This is a genomic window from Alicyclobacillus pomorum DSM 14955 (assembly GCF_000472905.1).
GTDB classification, from domain to species: domain Bacteria; phylum Bacillota; class Bacilli; order Alicyclobacillales; family Alicyclobacillaceae; genus Alicyclobacillus_A; species Alicyclobacillus_A pomorum.
The window spans coordinates 1-15,310 of the sequence record NZ_AXAR01000012.1; the positions used below are offsets into that span (position 1 = coordinate 1).

Below are 15,310 nucleotides of genomic sequence, written 5' to 3' on the forward strand. Positions count from 1 at the left end.
TTCTTCCGGATGAGGGGCGGTATCGATGCGGCCATCGCACGGGGACTGGCGTACGCGCCGTACGCGGACTTGGTCTGGTGTGAGACCTCCGAACCGAACATCGAAGAAGCGCGCAAGTTCGCGGAGGCGATTCACGCGGAGTTCCCAGACAAGTTGCTGGCCTACAACTGCTCGCCGTCGTTCAACTGGCGCAAGAAACTGGATGAAAAGACGATTGCGGAGTTCCAGACGATGCTCGGACAAATGGGATACAAGTTCCAGTTCGTCACGCTGGCTGGATTCCACACGTTAAACCACAGCATGTTCCAATTGGCGTGGGACTACAACCGACGCGGTATGGCAGCCTACTCCGACTTGCAGCAGGCGGAATTCGCAAGCGAACAGTACGGCTACACCGCAACTCGCCATCAGCGGGAAGTCGGTACGGGCTACTTCGACGAAGTGGCACAGGTGATTGCTGGTGGATTGGCGTCCACGACCGCACTGACCGGCTCCACGGAAGAGGAGCAGTTTGTCGAGGCTTGAACGAATGTTGCGCGCCTGAAGTCATTGGACTTTCGACGTACTCCTGTAGCACGAGCGAAGGTACGCGATACATCACACGGGGCCGCGCCAAAAGCAGCAGGCATGCTTTTGGCACGGCCCTACTGTCCATAAGCAGGGGTTGCGTTGCTCATTGAAGGCGGAACCTTTACAATGATTGAAGTATCATTTCGAGCGGAGAGGTGGAGAATCATGGCGAATCTCACAAAGCAGCGACGAGCCGTTCTGGAAGTCGTGAAGGCATCGCATGACCATCCGACCGCCGCTGACATCATGGATAGACTTCGTGAAAAGCAGTACAAATTCGCATACGCGACAGTATACAATTCCCTGAAGTACTTGGTTGAGCAGGGATTGATCAAGGAGCTACATATCACGGGTGGTGTCTCCAGGTACGACGGACGGATGGAGGAGCATCACCACGCGGTCTGTGACAAGTGCGGCAAGATGGTGGAAGTTCTCACCGAATTGCCTGGAGATTTCCTGGAAGAGGTGGCTCGGGAAACAGGTTTTTTGATTCAACGCCACCACCTGATTTTCCACGGTTTGTGTAAGGAATGTCAGGATGCAGCACGTTAAGGGTGTGCTGCCCAGGCAGGAAGCCGGGCCTCATTGACACATGCGATGGGGCTGTCTGACCAAAGGTGACAACGCTTACCTCACTGGGCAGCCCCATTGCTGTTCGACTTCTGGGAATCTGACGTTGAATCTGTCATCCAAATCCGCTCCTGATATACTTTCAGGGCATCATATCCTGCGAGCTTTAAACGCCAGTTCTTGCACGCGACCTCCACCAATGATGCGATGTCTCGACCGGGACGTACCGGAATGTCAATTTGGGGAATCGAGACACCCAGGTATTCCACGTCTTCCGCTTCTGACCCGAGCACCAGCAACTCCGTATCTACATGGTCATCCCAATGGATGAGCTGAATTTCCAGATCTACATGCGTTTCGTCTTGGAACGCACCGGATCCAAACAGTCGGGTCACATCGATGAATCCAATCCCGCGAAGGTGCAATAGTTCGCGGTTGTTTACGTTGTGTGTGCCGATTAACGTTTCGGGCCCGATTTGCTTGACGATGACAATGTCGTCTGAGATGAGGCGATGCCCACGCTCGATGAGCGTCAGTGCCAACTCGCTCTTACCAATCCCGCTGACCCCTCGCAAGATGACGCCGACACCAAAAATATTCATGCAGACGCCGTGGATGGAGGCCTCTTCTGCAAGTTCACGCTCCAGAAAGTTGCTGAGCAAGCTAATAAACCGCGTAGATTTACTCGTTGTGCGAAGAAGCGGTATGTGACGCTGGTCACAGTGCTTCGAGAAAAAGTCGAGCCCCTGCTGACCACGGGTGATGATGAAGCAAGGGGGTTCTCGTGCCACAACCTGACCAATGCGCAAGTCTCGTTCGGCGAGGGGCAGAGAATGGAGGTATGTAATTTCGGTTCTCCCCAAGATCTGAATTCGTTCCTGTGGGAAATATTCGAGATACCCCGTGAACTCCAATCCAGGCCGATGGATATCGTCACTCTCAATGTGTCGACGTAATCCTGTTCCCCCTGCAACCACTTCTAGATCGAACTTGTCCACGATTTGCTGAACCGCGATGTGTTTCACTGAGATCCTCCGTATACCGTTCCGATTCTATATCCTTCGTCGGTTAGTATCGAGTATCACAGTGATATCTATACCGGTAGCTCAGGAACTTGCCTGTTGGTAGATAACCGACGTCTCAAGAGCACGTTGGACTTGCGAAACAACCTCCCTGTACCGAGGCCTATCCCACGAATTGTAGGAAGGGTGCGGGACACCATCGATGACGGTCCAATTCGCTGACGATACTTGGGCCAGGCGAAAGAATTTTTGTGCAAACCGGCCACACGGAATCATGAAGGCTGGGCGGTCCTGCAAAAGCTGTAACTTGTGCCGCAGTGAAGCGACCAACGTGCTTTGAACTGCGTTTAATAGGTCGTCGCGGAGGTCGTCTTTGTGGTTTGCGGTTCGAACTTGCTCCATGGCTCGCAACCATTGCAGGTATTGTTGTCTATCCGCGGGTGCGTAGGCGCTGGATTGCATTGGGATGTTGCAGACGTTCACTAGGCCGATGCGGCTCAGTCGAGGCCGGTTCAGGTGGTCATCCGCGTTCTTTTTCACGAGCCGCCCCAGAGGGAACTTCGCGAATTCCTCGCCAAACAAGTGACGGGTCATCGTCTGTCCGGAAGTACCAGAAACCGGGGCGCCGAACTTCAATTCCTGGACGTGCGGTGACTCGAGGAGAAAGATGCAGTTGGATGTCGGGAGCAGAATATCTTTTACTTCATACTTTGTGGAAAGTCGTTCTATCACGTGTCGAAATTGATCTTCATATGTCATAAGCAGCCCTCCTCGCGGACATTGTAACACTGAGTTGTCTTGATTGTTCTAGGAAAGCCGCTATTATATAGATGTAGCTTGAAATCGTGGAATTGCATATGGGGTTCTTCGTTAGGTGAGGCTTCTGCATAGATCACACGCCACTGCCCGGAAACGTCGAGAGACGCCAACTGGGTTAACAGGCATTACCGGATTAAGGTTTTGCCTAATGTGGCTGAGCCAACAGGCTCTAGCTATGTACGTGCTAAAACTTCGACGAGTGGGGAAGGCAATAGAGGATGGCGCCTTCACTTCGGTGAAGGCTTTTTTTATGATGGCGATTGGGCCGCAAGAAAGGGGATGTGCGGTATGATCAAAACCTACTTTTATGACGACGAACTCAAGCAGACGTTTCACGATGTGGATCTGACCAAGCGTGACGAACTGCTGGCCAACGAGCGAAATCTCTTATGGATTGATCTGTTTAACTGGTCGCCTCAGGAGGTCAAGTTTGTCGGTGAAACGTTTGGCTTCCATCCCCTTACTATCGAAGACTGTATGCACGACTCACCGCGTGCCAAAGTGGACTCGTATGATGGGTATTACTTTTTTGAACTGCACGCCTTGAAGTACGATGAGGAAAGTGAGCGAGAGATCACCAGCGAAGAACTCAACGTGTTCCTCGGGCAGAACTACATCGTGACGGTGCACAAGCACCCCATTCAGTCAGTCGGGCGAATTGCGAGCCGTTCCATTCGCGAACCGCAATACATGAACAAGGGCGCTGACTTTTTGTTGTACTCGATTGTGGACGGCATCGTCGACACGTACTTTCCGATTATGGATAGGCTTGGCGTTCGTATTGATGAGCTCGAGGATGAGATGTACGAGCATCCTGCCATGGAAATCACCGAAGAGTTCCTCGCGCTCAAGCGGACCATCGTTACGATTCGGCGGGTGATTCAACCCAAGCGTAGAATTTTTGCGTCGGTCGGATCTCCCTATTCGTTTGAAGTGAAGGAAGAAAACATTCCGTACTACATGGACTTAACGGACCACCTGGAGCGGATTGCCGACACGCTCGAAGTGTACCGCGACCTCGTGTCTGGTGCACTGGACACGTACTCTTCCTTGGGAACCGCGAAAACAAACGAAACCATGCGGGTCCTGACCGTCATCACCACGCTGACGGCTACACTGACGCTGATTACAGGGATATTCGGTATGAACGTACCTCTTCCGTTGCAGCACTACTGGATCTCCTCCATTCTCGTCATGGTTCTGATGGGCGTTGTCACGTGGTGGATGGTATGGTTTTTCAAACGGAAAAAGTGGCTGTAAGGACGCGTTTTCGACACACTCGGCATGCGCAGCACCACGACGGACGAATCTGGTGAAAGTTTACAAATCGCGCGATGGAGAGCCCGCCGACCGGCGGGCTTTGCTTGGATTGCGCGATTCCGTCGCGTATACTACCATTTCAATGTTGACAAATCGCTCGGTTCTACGATGGAGGAAAGGAGGGCTGTGAATGTTGCAACAATTCTACCCGCAGGTGCAACATGACTTTCGCTACGAATTGAACAAGGACATGCATTTGTCCACTGCACACTATATCCCCGATGAAGGGGCGGGTGTCTGCCAGCGCGTCCACGGCCACACCTACTTTATCAACGTGACCGTCGCTGGTGACGAACTGGATAGTTCCGGATTTCTTATCAACTTCAAACTGCTCAAAGAGCTTGTGCATGAGCGCTGGGATCACCGACTGCTGAATGACGATCCGCTCTTTTCCGCCACCGATGGCAACCACTTTCCGACCACGGAAGTGGTCGCGCGCAAGGTTTGGGAAATCGTGCAGGAGGTCTTGGACAGCAAGCCCAATAAGCCGGTTTGCGTTCAGGTGGTCGTCCGGGAAACGCCCACGAGCTACGTGGTCTTTCGCCCGAAAAAGGGAGTCGACTACTAATGGCCAAGTTGCCAGTGATGGAGATTTTCGGCCCGACCATCCAAGGGGAAGGTATGGCGATTGGCCGCAAGACGATGTTTGTTCGAACCGCAGGGTGTGATTACCACTGTCGCTGGTGTGATTCGAAGTTTACGTGGGACGGTTCCTCCAAGGCGAAGCCCATGACGCCGCAAGAGGTCTGGCAGGAACTGAACCGCCTCGCTCGCGGGAACTTCGATTATGTGACTATCTCGGGCGGAAATCCAGCGCTGCTGAAGGATGCGATGGCGGAGTTTCTGGAACTGTTGCAGAACAACGGAATTCGGACCGGGTTGGAGACCCAGGGAAGTATCTGGAGGGACTGGTTTTCTGCGATTGACGACTTGACAATTAGCCCCAAGCCACCGAGTTCTGGCATGGAGACAGACTGGCATGTGCTGGCGGACCTTCTTCGTAGGGTGGAGGCGGACCACATTCACGCGTCTTTAAAAGTGGTTGTGTTTGACGACGTGGATTACGAATACGCAAAGGAAGTCCATCGGCGGTGGCCGGCCGTCCCGTTCTACCTCTCGGTGGGTAACGACGATACCACGTCAGAAGGAGATGTATCGGGACGTTTGCTGCAGAAGTTGGCGTGGCTGACGGACAAAATCATTGCGGATCCAGAGATGAACGATGTTCGCGTATTGCCACAACTGCACGTATTGTTGTGGGGGAACAAGCGAGGCGTGTAAACTGGCACTGATGGAAACAGCCGCCGATGTGGTGTGACTCGCCACGGGCGGCTGTTTTCAATCCAGCGGATGACTTGCACTTTCAGTCGATGGTGTTGCGTTCCATGAGATACGCTTGCAATCCGTTGTTGCGGAGCACGCAAGCTGGGCACTTTCCACATCCGTCTCCGATAATCCCTTCGTAGCAGGTCAGGGTCTCCTCGCGGACGAGGTCAAAACACCCGAGTTCATCGGCAAGGGCCCACGTCTGCTTCTTGTCCAGCCACATGAGCGGTGTGTGAATGACAAATTCCGCATTCATGGCCAAGTTGAGCGTCACGTTGAGCGATTTGATGAACACATCCCGGCAATCTGGATAACCGCTGAAGTCGGTCTGGCAGACGCCCGTCACGATGTGCTTTGCCCCGACCTGGCTGGCGAGGATACCGGCAAATGCAAGGAATACCAGGTTTCTGCCGGGAACAAAGGTAGACGGTAAAGCTCCGTCCTTCCCGGCTTCAACGGGGATGTCCGCGCGCGTCAGTGCGCTGGGGGCCAGCTGGTTCAGCAAGGCCATGTCCAACACGTGATGGCGGACACCGAACTTGTTGGCAATGTTTTTCGCACATTCAATTTCTTTTTCGTGGCGCTGGTTGTAATGAAATGTGACCGCCTCAACTTCCCGAAATGTACGAAGCGCCCACGCAAGACAGGTCGTGCTGTCCTGTCCGCCGCTGAATACAACCACCGCTTTTTCTTGACTCAGCATGTTCACTCCCCCGGTTTCATTGGACTTCTTTGTTTCCATGTTACCGCAACGCCTAGACACGGGCGCCAAGCCAGCCGCACGCGAGGACCGATGACGGAATCGGCCGGCTACTCCTGTGCCAGATTCGCCACTTGCTGCAGCGATTCCGCCGGTCCTACCAGGACGAGGATGTCCTCCGGCTGAATCACGTCGTTTGCGGTCACGGGGAACACTGTGGTCTTTCCACGGATAATCATCACCACTTGTACGCCGAAACGTTTCGGTAAGTTCAGCTTCACCAGAGATTTGTTCAGCAACTCCCCGGACGCTGCCAATTCCATCATGAACACTTCTTCGTAGAGTTCAATCATTTCCAAGACGGACGAGCGGGTTAACAAGCGGGCCAGGCGGACGCCGGAGTCGTGTTCTGGATACACAATTCTGTCCGCCCCCAGACGGTCGAGGATCTTCCCGTGCGTTGCATGCATGGCTTTGGCAACGACGTACAGCCCAAAATCTTTGCAGTTGATGGTGGCGTGGTTTGACGCCGTCTCGTCGTCGCCGATGGCGATGATGACGGCATCAACATCCTTGATGCCAACTTCCGCCAGGAATTCGATGTCTTCCGCGTTGCCGATGGCGGTGTGACACATCGGAGCCAAGGGTTCGAGACAGGCTGGGTCTCGGTCAATCAAGAGGACGTGGTGCCCGTGCCGAATTAGCTCCCGCGCAGCCCCTGTGCCGAACCGCCCAGCGCCGATAATGCCAAACGTCATTTTCTTTCTCGCCATTCAGCGTCCTCCTACCCAGATAAAAATGTTGCTCTGCGTCACGTCCATCTAGCCAATCAGAATTTTTTCTTCTACGTAACGCACCTTCGACTGACGCTTTTGCACGATGCTCATTAAGAATGTAAAGATGCCAATTCGCCCGAGGTACATTGTAAAGATAATGACCCATTTCATCGGGACCCCGACAATGCCTGTAATCCCAGTGGTCAAGCCGACAGTGCCAAACGCGGAGACTTCCTCAAACAAAATACGCAGCAACGAGATCCCAGGCTCAAGGACGGCGCCAATCAGCGTGCCGGTCACGACCACCCCCATACCGAGCAGAAAAATGACCAGCGACTTGTGCGCGATGTGCCACGGAATGGTTCGGCGCGATGCGGTGATGTCGGCACTGCCGCGGATGGTTGCCATCGCCGTTTTGATGAGCATGAAGAACGTGGTCGTCTTGATCCCGCCACCGGTTGAACTCGGAGACGCGCCGATGAACATGAGAATAATCAGCACCATCCAGGTCACCTCGTGCATGTTGCCAATCGGCACCGAATCAAATCCGGCGGTGCGCGTTGTGACGGAGGTGAACCAGGCGTTGAGTACTTTGCTCGGCCAACTCAGGTGCGCCATGGACCCATGCGCTTCAAAGACCAGTGTAAGCAACGTCCCTACCACAAGCAGGAGGCCCGTCATTTTCAAGACAATTTTTGTGTGCAATGACAGTTGATGATTGCGTCGATAGTTGTACAACTCCACAAGGACGAGAAAGCCGATACCACCGAGGATAATCAGCAGGCTGGTCAGAAGTAGGACGAACGCGTCGTTTTGGAATCCTTCCAAGTTATTACCCCAGACATCGAACCCTGCGTTATTGAATGCGGACACCGAGTGAAACGCGCTGATGGCCAACGCTTTCAGCCAAGAGTAGTGGTAGACGAAGTGGAAATACAGTGCAAACAGCACTGTCGCTGTGCCTTCAATGGCGAAACTGAAGTAGAGAATGCTCTTCATCAGCCGGACGATGCCGCGCAATTGAAAATTTTTGTCCTCTGCGATGAACATTCTATCGCCCAGAGTAATTTTACGGCCCGTGACGAGGTAAATCGATGTGGTGACCAGTGTGATACCCGCCCCCCCAATTTGAATCAGGAGTGCGATGACAAAGTCGCCCACAGGTGTCCACGTCGTCTTTGTCACGACAGAGGACAGTCCCGTTACGTACAATGCACTCGCTGACGTGAAGCAGGCGTCGGTAAAGCTGACTTCCGTCTGTCTACAGATAGGCAGCATGAGAAATAGCGCGCCGAGCAGCGCCACGACCAAGTAACTGAGGGCAATGCGTTGCGAAGGGCTCATGCGCGTCCAGGTCAAACCAAACGTCTCCTCATGGATGAAATATACTTGGGATTATACACGAATTTGGTAGACGTAGCAGTGTGCGCCTATTTAAATGAGCGATTTGCAAAATTCCTCTTGAGCGGTTCAGCACACATAGATGATGTGTTTCATTACTGCCTGAAATACTTCGTATTGTGCTGAACCAGGTGTTCGTCGTTATTTTGCAAATCGCTGACACGGATGTCCGAGGTGGAAATGGCTATCCTAACCTCAGAGGTTGACGTAGTGTGTGAATTTCTCACACATTTTTTACGTATTCTTTACACAATGAATACGATGTGTTTACAAACTGAAAGTATGTTTAATATTGGACACGGTCAGTCCCGAACTGGGAGACAAGACTGAAGGGAGATGCTTTTGTGTCAAAGCGGAACCGACAACTGTTTAACCTGCTGGTTCAAATTGCGATCAATCTGGAGGAGGCTAGCTTGTTCTTCATGCAGGGTCTGAAAGAAGATATCTCGAACCCTGCACAATTCGCGGCGTCCATCAAACAATATGAAACACGTGGCGACGAATTGACGGGCGAATTGGTGACATTGCTCAATGCTACATATATTACACCGCTCGAACGCGAAGACTTTTTGGAACTTGCCATCAAAATGGACGATATCGTGGATGGACTTGAAGCTTGCTCTGTGCGGTTTGACTTGTTCGGCATTCACGAAGCGACACCTGTGATGGTGGAGTTTGCGCGCAATATCGCTGAGAGTTCTCGAGAAGTGCTCACGGCCATGAAAAAGCTCGAAGCTCGTAAACTGCTCGACCTGCGCCAGCACACACAGCGCCTAAACGAATTGGAAAAGGGCGGAGACAGTTTGTTGCGGACAGCGTTACGGAACCTGTTTTCACAGGAGACGGATGTTTTGCATGTCATCAAGTTCAAGGAGATTTACGAAATCCTCGAAAGCGTTACGGACAAATGCGAGGATGTCGCAGACGTGCTAGACTCCGTCATAGTGAAAAACGCGTAAAGAAGGTGCCGTATGACCGTCCTGATTGTACTCGTTGTAACCTTGGCCCTGGCGTTTGATTTCACGAACGGATTTCATGACACCGCGAATGCCATCGCCACGACCGTGTCGACACGGGCGCTGTCACCGCGCAAGGCTGTGCTGATGGCGGGGGTACTGAACTTTCTCGGAGCACTGACGTTTACGGGTGTCGCCAAGACGATTGGCGGAAAAATCGCGGATCCGTCTAAAATTCAGCATGGTACGGTGATTGTACTAGCAGCCCTCGTGGCAGCTATTACATGGAACCTCATCACCTGGTACTTTGGTATTCCTTCTTCTTCATCACACGCCCTGATTGGTTCACTGGCCGGAGCCGTGGTCGGAGCGGCAGGGATCCATGGTGTCAATTACGCAGGTTTCACAAGCATTGTACAAGGACTTATTATGTCCCCGATTGCGGCACTCATTGTGGGGTATTTGCTGATGACGGTCCTGAAGCTCTTGTTTGCTGGGACGTCTCCACATAAAGCCAATCGGGTGTTCAGATTTCTGCAAATCTTAACTGCCGCCTATCAGTCGTTTATGCACGGTACCAATGACGCACAGAAGACGATGGGTATCATCACGTTCGCGCTCATCGCGGGAAACTATCAGAGTACGATGGACATTCCGTTCTGGGTCAAACTCATCTGCGCTACAGCCATGGGATTAGGTACTGCCTCCGGGGGATGGCGCATTATTAAAACGGTCGGATCGAAAATCATTAAGTTGGAGCCGATTAACGGGTTTGCATCCGATTTGACGTCGGCCACTGTCATTTTGACGGCAACGCTTATGAAACTTCCTGTCAGTTCCACCCATGTTATCTCGTCGGCCATCATGGGCACCGGTGCAGCCAAGCGGTTCCATCAAGTGAACTGGGGGGTTGCCGGCCGAATCGTGGCGGCCTGGATTATCACCATTCCCGTCAGTGGCCTGTTAGCAGCGCTGGTTGTAAACATCTTTCTGAGAATGTAGTCATACACGTTGTATCGAACCCCACCGAAGCCATTGGTGGGGTTTCGCATGGTACATACCTGCTCTTGTCCTCTGTTCACATCCCATCACTTTGGCACACTCCACGAGCCTCCTGTTGCTCATATCCTGTGGGTATACAGAAATCAGAAAATTTTCGACGTCGGCCGTATCTACTGAACCGCGTATTACGTTGTTCTCAGCAGAGTGGCCATACAGCGCGTCGTGAGGAGGAGAAGTGGTGCTTCATACTGTGCAACCTACCGAGCACGGCAGTGAGCACGTCGTTGACCAGGCATTTTGCCATGAGATCCAGTTGCAGTTATCGGCACTGTCCCGGTTTTGCAAGTCGCTCGCTCACCGAAAACACCGGGTCACCACAATGCCACTGGAAGACTTCGACGCAGAGGCACCTCAAAACGCAGATCCGATGGAATTACGCGACGCGGTGCAGACCCTAGTACGTCACCTCTCGTTACGGCAGCAGTGGATCTTCCTGTTGCGCGAAGTTTTCCAGTACACTTCCGCTGATATTGCAGAGTGCACGGGATAAAAGCTGCCCTGTACCGCGCTCGGCAGAAGCTGCAGTCCATTCGGAACGATGCTCCAGGGGATACTCCGGTGGGGCAGCGGGACGTTCAGCACGAAGAGAACACCGTCGCTGCGTACCTGGCGGCCATTGCCAACGACAATCCACAGCTGTTCCTGCAGTTGCTTGCACGAGTCCAGATGCAATCCGATGTGCACGCAGGCGACATCTGCAGGAATCACATGGAAATTTGCCAACGGCGGGACACACAGGATACGCCTGCGATTTCCCTCCACACGACACGAAGCAGCCTGGCCCTCGCCGCATAATGAATCCTGCGAGGAGGTTCTCGAATGAACCTGACGCCGTACGTGATTGAACAGACCAGCAAAGGCGAGCGCTCGTACGACATCTACTCACGCTTGCTTAAGGACCGGATTCTCTTTCTCGGAACGGAAATCAACGATGAGGTAGCCAACTCCGCTGTTGCGCAGTTGCTCTTCTTGGCTGCAGATGATGCAGACAAAGACATTCAAATCTACATCAACAGCCCGGGGGGGTCTGTTACGGCAGGCCTCGCCATTTACGACACCATGCAGCACATCAAACCGGACGTGTCCACGATGTGCGTGGGGCTCGCCGCAAGCATGACCGCGGTTTTGCTCGCAGGCGGTGCGAAAGGCAAGCGCTACGCTCTTTCAAACAGCGAAGTGATGATTCACCAGCCATGGGGCGGTGCGCGTGGGCAAGCCTCCGACATCCAGATTCAGGCGGAGAAAATATTGAAGGACAAACGCCGATTGACGAAAATGCTTGCGGATGCTTGCTGCAAGTCGTACGAGAAGCTGGAGCGGGACATGGACCGAGACTTCTTTATGGACGCCGCTGCCGCGAAGGAATACGGTTTGATTGACGATGTGATTTGAAGCGTTGTGGCAGTCAGTCCGTTCCTCGTTCGAGGTTGTCGGACTGGCTGTCTGTGTATTTCGAGACCACGCCAATCTTACTGCAAGTGTACGAGCGTCCCGTAGTGGATGTATGTCCACGCCACTTTGGCGTTGTTCACAGGTAATTCGACGCAGCCGAGGCTTTGTGGATATCCGTAGTGCGCGCGGACAAACCCGTGAATCGCCTCGCCTTTGTAGAAGTAGCTGACGTAGGGTACGCCTGGATCGTCATAGTGATGACCCCAGGGATCTGTCCCAGACATGCGTTGTGAACTGAACTGCAGGTAGACAGCGTAGGTTCCGGCCACAGTGGGTGACTGCGGAATGCCTGTATTGACCAGCGTCTGCAATACCTGTTTGCCGTTCCACCAGACGGTCAGCGTTTGCGGTTGCTTCAGGGTGACTTGAACGTAGGTCAGTCCGTACGGATTTTGGCTCTTTCCTGCGTTGGCAAGGAGGGAGGTCCAGACTTGTGGGCCTGCCACGCCGTCCACAGGCAGGTGGTGCGCCTGTTGATAGGTCATCACGGCACCTTGCACGAGGACCGTGTAACTGCCGGGCTTCCACTGAGGCCGCACCCAGGAAGGCACGTTGGAATACCGCCACGTCCACGTGCCGTCCGGCGGCAACTGGAGTGTGGACAAAGCGTCCGACGAGACGCGGCCTGTGTTTTTCGAGTGCCACACCAACGGCAGGTATCCTTCCATGGCCAACAGTTGTTGTAGCCGCAGCACGTTTGCTCCGCTGTTTCCCACGTTGAGAACCGGATACTTGGGAGGTACTGGCTTTGGCGCCGACGGAGACACATTCGCTGGGGGTGAGCTGGTGTTCTTACTTGTCTGGGATGGAGACCCACTCGCGTGGCCCGGTGCTCCAGGTTGGGGCGTCGCAGTTGTCGGCTGCACCGAATTTGCGTGCTCGCCTGAACCGTGCGAAAGTCCGGGAGCGCATCCCCATGCAAACGTGGCCGAAAGGAGTAAAGTGAGGACGATTCTTCGCAAGCGCCACATGTCAGCTCAGCACCTTCTCTTGTCGGAGTACATTTGCTAGAAACGTTCCTACAGTATTATGAGGGGCCTGAAGATATGACTGGGCGCATTCCGTCTACGCGCCAAAAATCAGTGGGGACAGGAGAAAAACGGCGCTCGGGTCTGCCTGCACTCGAGCGCCGTGGTGCGTCCAAATGAGACGAGGTGAAGGGTATCTAGCTTGAGCGATTTGCATCTAGAGCGGTTCTTCGTGATTTTGCAAATCGCTGAGCTTTAGTGGAATAAAGTGCCGTTGACGTCATTGGATGAAAGATTGCATAATTATGCAGTCGAAAGGAGATGTATTCAGTGGAACAACAGCGCCTGAAGAAAGGCATCGGGTTGTTTATTGCAACGGCCCTTGTGACTGGAAATATGATGGGTTCTGGAATATTTATGCTACCTGCAACTTTGGCACAGAAATCAGGTCCAGGAGCCATACTTCTCGCTTGGATTATGACAGGGATTGGTTCCATTTTCTTGGCCCTATCCTTTGCGAAACTCGGGGCGAAGTACCCACGGACCGGTGGACCTTATGAATTTTCAAGACGCGCTTTTGGGAACTTCACGGGTTTCCTCAACGCGTGGCTGTATTGGAATGGTTCATGGATAGGAAATGTTGCGGTCATTATCGCCATTGCCAGTTATGCAGGTGCGCTATTTCCCATCTTGACGAATAATCATTTGGTCGCTTTTCTCTTTACGAGCTGCATTCTCTGGATTTTTACTGCCATTAACATTTTAGGTGTTCGGTTAGCTGGCAAAGTCCAAACAACCATCACTGTCTTCGAAATCCTGCTGTTTTTAGGATTTATTGCGATTTCGGCGATGCATTTTAATGCTGGAAACATTACGCCTCTGTTCCCCGCTGACAAGGGAATGAGTACGATGTCTCTCGCTGCATCCTCTACGCTTTGGGCGTTTATTGGATTGGAAACGGCTACGGTTGCTGGTGGGGAGATTCGCAATCCTGAAAAGAACATTCCGCGTAGCACGATTCTCGGTATCTCCATTGCGACCGTGATGTATATTGCCATTGACTTCTTCGCGATGGGTGCGATGAGCCCCAGTCATTTAGCGAACAGTACCGCACCGATTTCGGATATCCTGAGCAGTTTTCTCGGAAGTGGCATTGGGAAGTTGATTACGATGGGTGCCGTCATTAGTATTCTGGGGACAACCGTGGGGTGGTTGCTATCTACTGCCCGCATTGCATTTGCTGCTGGTGAGGATGGTGTGTTTCCAAAAGCCTTTGCGAAGGTACATCCGAAGTATCAAACACCCTATATGGCGTTGATTATTGGATCCGTTCTTGCCAACATTCTTCTCTTGATGAATTACACGAAGAGCTTTAACGCAGCGTTTAACTTTGTGACACAACTTGCAACGCTATCGTACTTGCCCGTGTACGCGATGACTGCCGCATCTGAGATTCTGTTGATGAAGAAGATGGACAAAAAAATCAATGTGTTGCAGTTCATCAAGATGTCGTTTGTTCCACTCCTTGGCTTTCTCTACGCATGTTGGACGATTTACGGTTCAGGTGCGCAAACGGTGATGTACGGTTTCTTACTCATGCTTGCAGGTGTTCCGTTTTATCTGTACATGAATCACAAACAAAGCGATGTGAGGGACCAAATTCGCCCGGAATACAAGGTACGGGAAGTCTCGCAATGATGTCCGCATGTTGTTAGGGTTGACGACCACGACATGTTCCTGAGAGCCATCTGTACACCGAAGGGGGGTGGCCCACGGGTACCTTACGTACCCTGTTGGGACACCCCCCTTACATACATCATCACGCTGTGATTCTAGATGATTCAACTCGGGATGGTTTATTCTTACTCTTTTTACGAGAGCACAAGCAATGTCGCAACCACGCGGCGACGATGGGATCAGACATTGACCCACTCGTCTGCCCACGCTTGCAGCGCGTCCATCACTGGACCCAGCGCCCGTCCTTTCGGTGTTAATTCATACTCAATGCGGACTGGCGTTTCTGGGTACACGTGGCGGACGACAATACCGGCTGCTTCCAGTTCCCGAAAGCGTTCCGCAAGCATGCGGTCGCTCATGTTTGGAATCAGCTCGGAGATGTCTTTAAACCGCATCGGACCATGCATCAGACAGCGAATAATCAATCCGGTCCAACGCTTGCCTAGAATTTGAAAAGCCGTTTCAAACTTTGGACAAAGGTGCAATTCGTCCATGTTCATCACCACTCTGATAGTAACATAGTTGCTTCATTTTTGTAAGTTAGCGATTTGCAAAATTCCACTGTAGTCGTTTATCGCTATTTTAGTACGAGCGATTTGCAAAATTCCTTCAGAGCGGTTCAGCACGACTA

18 protein-coding genes, 1 pseudogene and 1 riboswitch are annotated in these 15,310 nt (G+C 52.6%); of the genes and pseudogenes, 12 read left to right on the top strand and 7 right to left on the bottom strand.

Going from position 1 to position 15,310, the window contains the following annotated elements:
* Both YWK_RS0112270 and YWK_RS0112275 read left to right on the top strand, forming a co-directional pair.
* Positions 1 to 525 (top strand): annotated as a pseudogene (locus YWK_RS0112270) (isocitrate lyase); the annotation flags it as partial.
* Positions 526 to 735: 210 nt separating this feature from the next.
* Positions 736 to 1,122, top strand: a complete 387-nt coding sequence (locus tag YWK_RS0112275; RefSeq protein WP_035466942.1) for a Fur family transcriptional regulator — start codon at positions 736 to 738, stop codon at positions 1,120 to 1,122.
* Positions 1,123 to 1,202: 80 nt separating this feature from the next.
* Here YWK_RS0112275 and hprK read toward each other — a convergent pair whose 3' ends face one another.
* Positions 1,203 to 2,165 carry an HPr(Ser) kinase/phosphatase gene (gene hprK / locus YWK_RS19775; RefSeq protein WP_051375548.1) on the bottom strand — a complete coding sequence of 321 codons (963 nt, stop codon included), beginning with the start codon at positions 2,163 to 2,165 and terminating at the stop codon, positions 1,203 to 1,205.
* An 81-nt stretch (positions 2,166 to 2,246) separates the two neighbouring features.
* Positions 2,247 to 2,921 (bottom strand): hypothetical protein, encoded by a 675-nt coding sequence (locus tag YWK_RS19780; RefSeq protein WP_051375549.1) that lies wholly within the window; start codon positions 2,919 to 2,921, stop codon positions 2,247 to 2,249.
* 100 nt (positions 2,922 to 3,021) lie between these two features.
* Positions 3,022 to 3,192: riboswitch (M-box (ykoK) riboswitch) on the top strand.
* 77 nt (positions 3,193 to 3,269) lie between these two features.
* Here YWK_RS19780 and corA point away from each other — a divergent pair.
* The 3 genes from corA (at position 3,270) to queE (ending at position 5,582) form a co-directional block, all read left to right on the top strand.
* Positions 3,270 to 4,241, top strand: a complete 972-nt coding sequence (gene corA, locus YWK_RS0112295; RefSeq protein WP_026965032.1) for a magnesium/cobalt transporter CorA — start codon at positions 3,270 to 3,272, stop codon at positions 4,239 to 4,241.
* Positions 4,242 to 4,431: 190 nt separating this feature from the next.
* Complete coding sequence (locus tag YWK_RS0112300) at positions 4,432 to 4,869, top strand: 6-pyruvoyl trahydropterin synthase family protein (RefSeq protein WP_026965033.1); 438 nt, start codon at positions 4,432 to 4,434, stop codon at positions 4,867 to 4,869.
* Entirely contained in the window at positions 4,869 to 5,582 is a 714-nt protein-coding gene (gene queE / locus YWK_RS0112305; protein WP_026965034.1) for a 7-carboxy-7-deazaguanine synthase QueE, read from the top strand. The genes YWK_RS0112300 and queE overlap by 1 nt, the downstream gene beginning before the upstream one ends.
* An 82-nt stretch (positions 5,583 to 5,664) precedes the next feature.
* On the opposite strand, the gene queC is transcribed toward queE, so the two are convergent.
* The 3 genes from queC to YWK_RS0112320 form a co-directional block, all read right to left on the bottom strand.
* Positions 5,665 to 6,327, bottom strand: a complete 663-nt coding sequence (gene queC / locus YWK_RS0112310; RefSeq protein WP_026965035.1) for a 7-cyano-7-deazaguanine synthase QueC — start codon at positions 6,325 to 6,327, stop codon at positions 5,665 to 5,667.
* 110 nt (positions 6,328 to 6,437) lie between these two features.
* Positions 6,438 to 7,100, bottom strand: coding sequence for a potassium channel family protein (locus YWK_RS0112315; protein ID WP_026965036.1), 663 nt, complete (start codon positions 7,098 to 7,100; stop codon positions 6,438 to 6,440).
* Positions 7,101 to 7,148: 48 nt separating this feature from the next.
* On the bottom strand, positions 7,149 to 8,462 hold the full coding sequence (locus YWK_RS0112320) for a TrkH family potassium uptake protein (protein ID WP_026965037.1): 1,314 nt from the start codon (positions 8,460 to 8,462) through the stop codon (positions 7,149 to 7,151).
* A 386-nt stretch (positions 8,463 to 8,848) separates the two neighbouring features.
* Between YWK_RS0112320 and YWK_RS0112325 the strand changes: the two genes are divergently transcribed.
* The 5 genes from YWK_RS0112325 (at position 8,849) to clpP (ending at position 11,914) form a co-directional block, all read left to right on the top strand.
* Positions 8,849 to 9,463 carry a DUF47 domain-containing protein gene (locus YWK_RS0112325; protein ID WP_026965038.1) on the top strand — a complete coding sequence of 205 codons (615 nt, stop codon included), beginning with the start codon at positions 8,849 to 8,851 and terminating at the stop codon, positions 9,461 to 9,463.
* A gap of 12 nt (positions 9,464 to 9,475) precedes the next feature.
* Entirely contained in the window at positions 9,476 to 10,462 is a 987-nt protein-coding gene (locus YWK_RS0112330) for an inorganic phosphate transporter (protein WP_026965039.1), read from the top strand.
* A gap of 238 nt (positions 10,463 to 10,700) precedes the next feature.
* Complete coding sequence (locus YWK_RS0112335; protein WP_026965040.1) at positions 10,701 to 11,012, top strand: sigma factor-like helix-turn-helix DNA-binding protein; 312 nt, start codon at positions 10,701 to 10,703, stop codon at positions 11,010 to 11,012.
* Positions 11,013 to 11,080: 68 nt separating this feature from the next.
* Complete coding sequence (locus tag YWK_RS0112340) at positions 11,081 to 11,317, top strand: hypothetical protein (protein WP_026965041.1); 237 nt, start codon at positions 11,081 to 11,083, stop codon at positions 11,315 to 11,317.
* A gap of 24 nt (positions 11,318 to 11,341) precedes the next feature.
* A complete protein-coding gene (gene clpP, locus YWK_RS0112345) occupies positions 11,342 to 11,914 on the top strand; it encodes an ATP-dependent Clp endopeptidase proteolytic subunit ClpP (protein WP_026965042.1) in 573 nt (190 codons plus the stop codon).
* Positions 11,915 to 11,991: 77 nt separating this feature from the next.
* Here clpP and YWK_RS19785 read toward each other — a convergent pair whose 3' ends face one another.
* Positions 11,992 to 12,669, bottom strand: a complete 678-nt coding sequence (locus tag YWK_RS19785; RefSeq protein WP_051375550.1) for a L,D-transpeptidase family protein — start codon at positions 12,667 to 12,669, stop codon at positions 11,992 to 11,994.
* Positions 12,670 to 12,722: 53 nt separating this feature from the next.
* On the opposite strand from YWK_RS19785, the gene YWK_RS22140 reads away from it, so the two are divergent.
* Together YWK_RS22140 and YWK_RS0112360 are read left to right on the top strand one after the other, a co-directional pair.
* Complete coding sequence (locus YWK_RS22140) at positions 12,723 to 12,920, top strand: hypothetical protein (RefSeq protein ID WP_026965043.1); 198 nt, start codon at positions 12,723 to 12,725, stop codon at positions 12,918 to 12,920.
* A 352-nt stretch (positions 12,921 to 13,272) separates the two neighbouring features.
* Complete coding sequence (locus YWK_RS0112360; RefSeq protein WP_026965044.1) at positions 13,273 to 14,640, top strand: APC family permease; 1,368 nt, start codon at positions 13,273 to 13,275, stop codon at positions 14,638 to 14,640.
* A 218-nt stretch (positions 14,641 to 14,858) separates the two neighbouring features.
* Here YWK_RS0112360 and YWK_RS0112365 read toward each other — a convergent pair whose 3' ends face one another.
* Positions 14,859 to 15,173: a winged helix-turn-helix transcriptional regulator gene (locus YWK_RS0112365; RefSeq protein ID WP_084453687.1), complete on the bottom strand. Its 315-nt coding sequence runs from the start codon at positions 15,171 to 15,173 to the stop codon at positions 14,859 to 14,861.
* Positions 15,174 to 15,310: the final 137 nt, after the last annotated feature.

Bases quoted from the DNA above. Each gene is read 5' to 3' on its own strand.
- YWK_RS0112365 (WP_084453687.1), bottom strand. From the start codon at position 15,173: ATGGACGAATTGCACCTTTGTCCAAAGTTTGAAACGGCTTTTCAAATT.
- corA (WP_026965032.1), top strand. From the start codon at position 3,270: ATGATCAAAACCTACTTTTATGACGACGAACTCAAGCAGACGTTTCAC.
- YWK_RS0112275 (WP_035466942.1), top strand. From the start codon at position 736: ATGGCGAATCTCACAAAGCAGCGACGAGCCGTTCTGGAAGTCGTGAAG.
- clpP (WP_026965042.1), top strand. From the start codon at position 11,342: ATGAACCTGACGCCGTACGTGATTGAACAGACCAGCAAAGGCGAGCGC.
- YWK_RS0112330 (WP_026965039.1), top strand. From the start codon at position 9,476: ATGACCGTCCTGATTGTACTCGTTGTAACCTTGGCCCTGGCGTTTGAT.
- YWK_RS0112315 (WP_026965036.1), bottom strand. From the start codon at position 7,100: ATGGCGAGAAAGAAAATGACGTTTGGCATTATCGGCGCTGGGCGGTTC.
- queE (WP_026965034.1), top strand. From the start codon at position 4,869: ATGGCCAAGTTGCCAGTGATGGAGATTTTCGGCCCGACCATCCAAGGG.
- YWK_RS19780 (WP_051375549.1), bottom strand. From the start codon at position 2,921: ATGACATATGAAGATCAATTTCGACACGTGATAGAACGACTTTCCACA.
- YWK_RS0112300 (WP_026965033.1), top strand. From the start codon at position 4,432: ATGTTGCAACAATTCTACCCGCAGGTGCAACATGACTTTCGCTACGAA.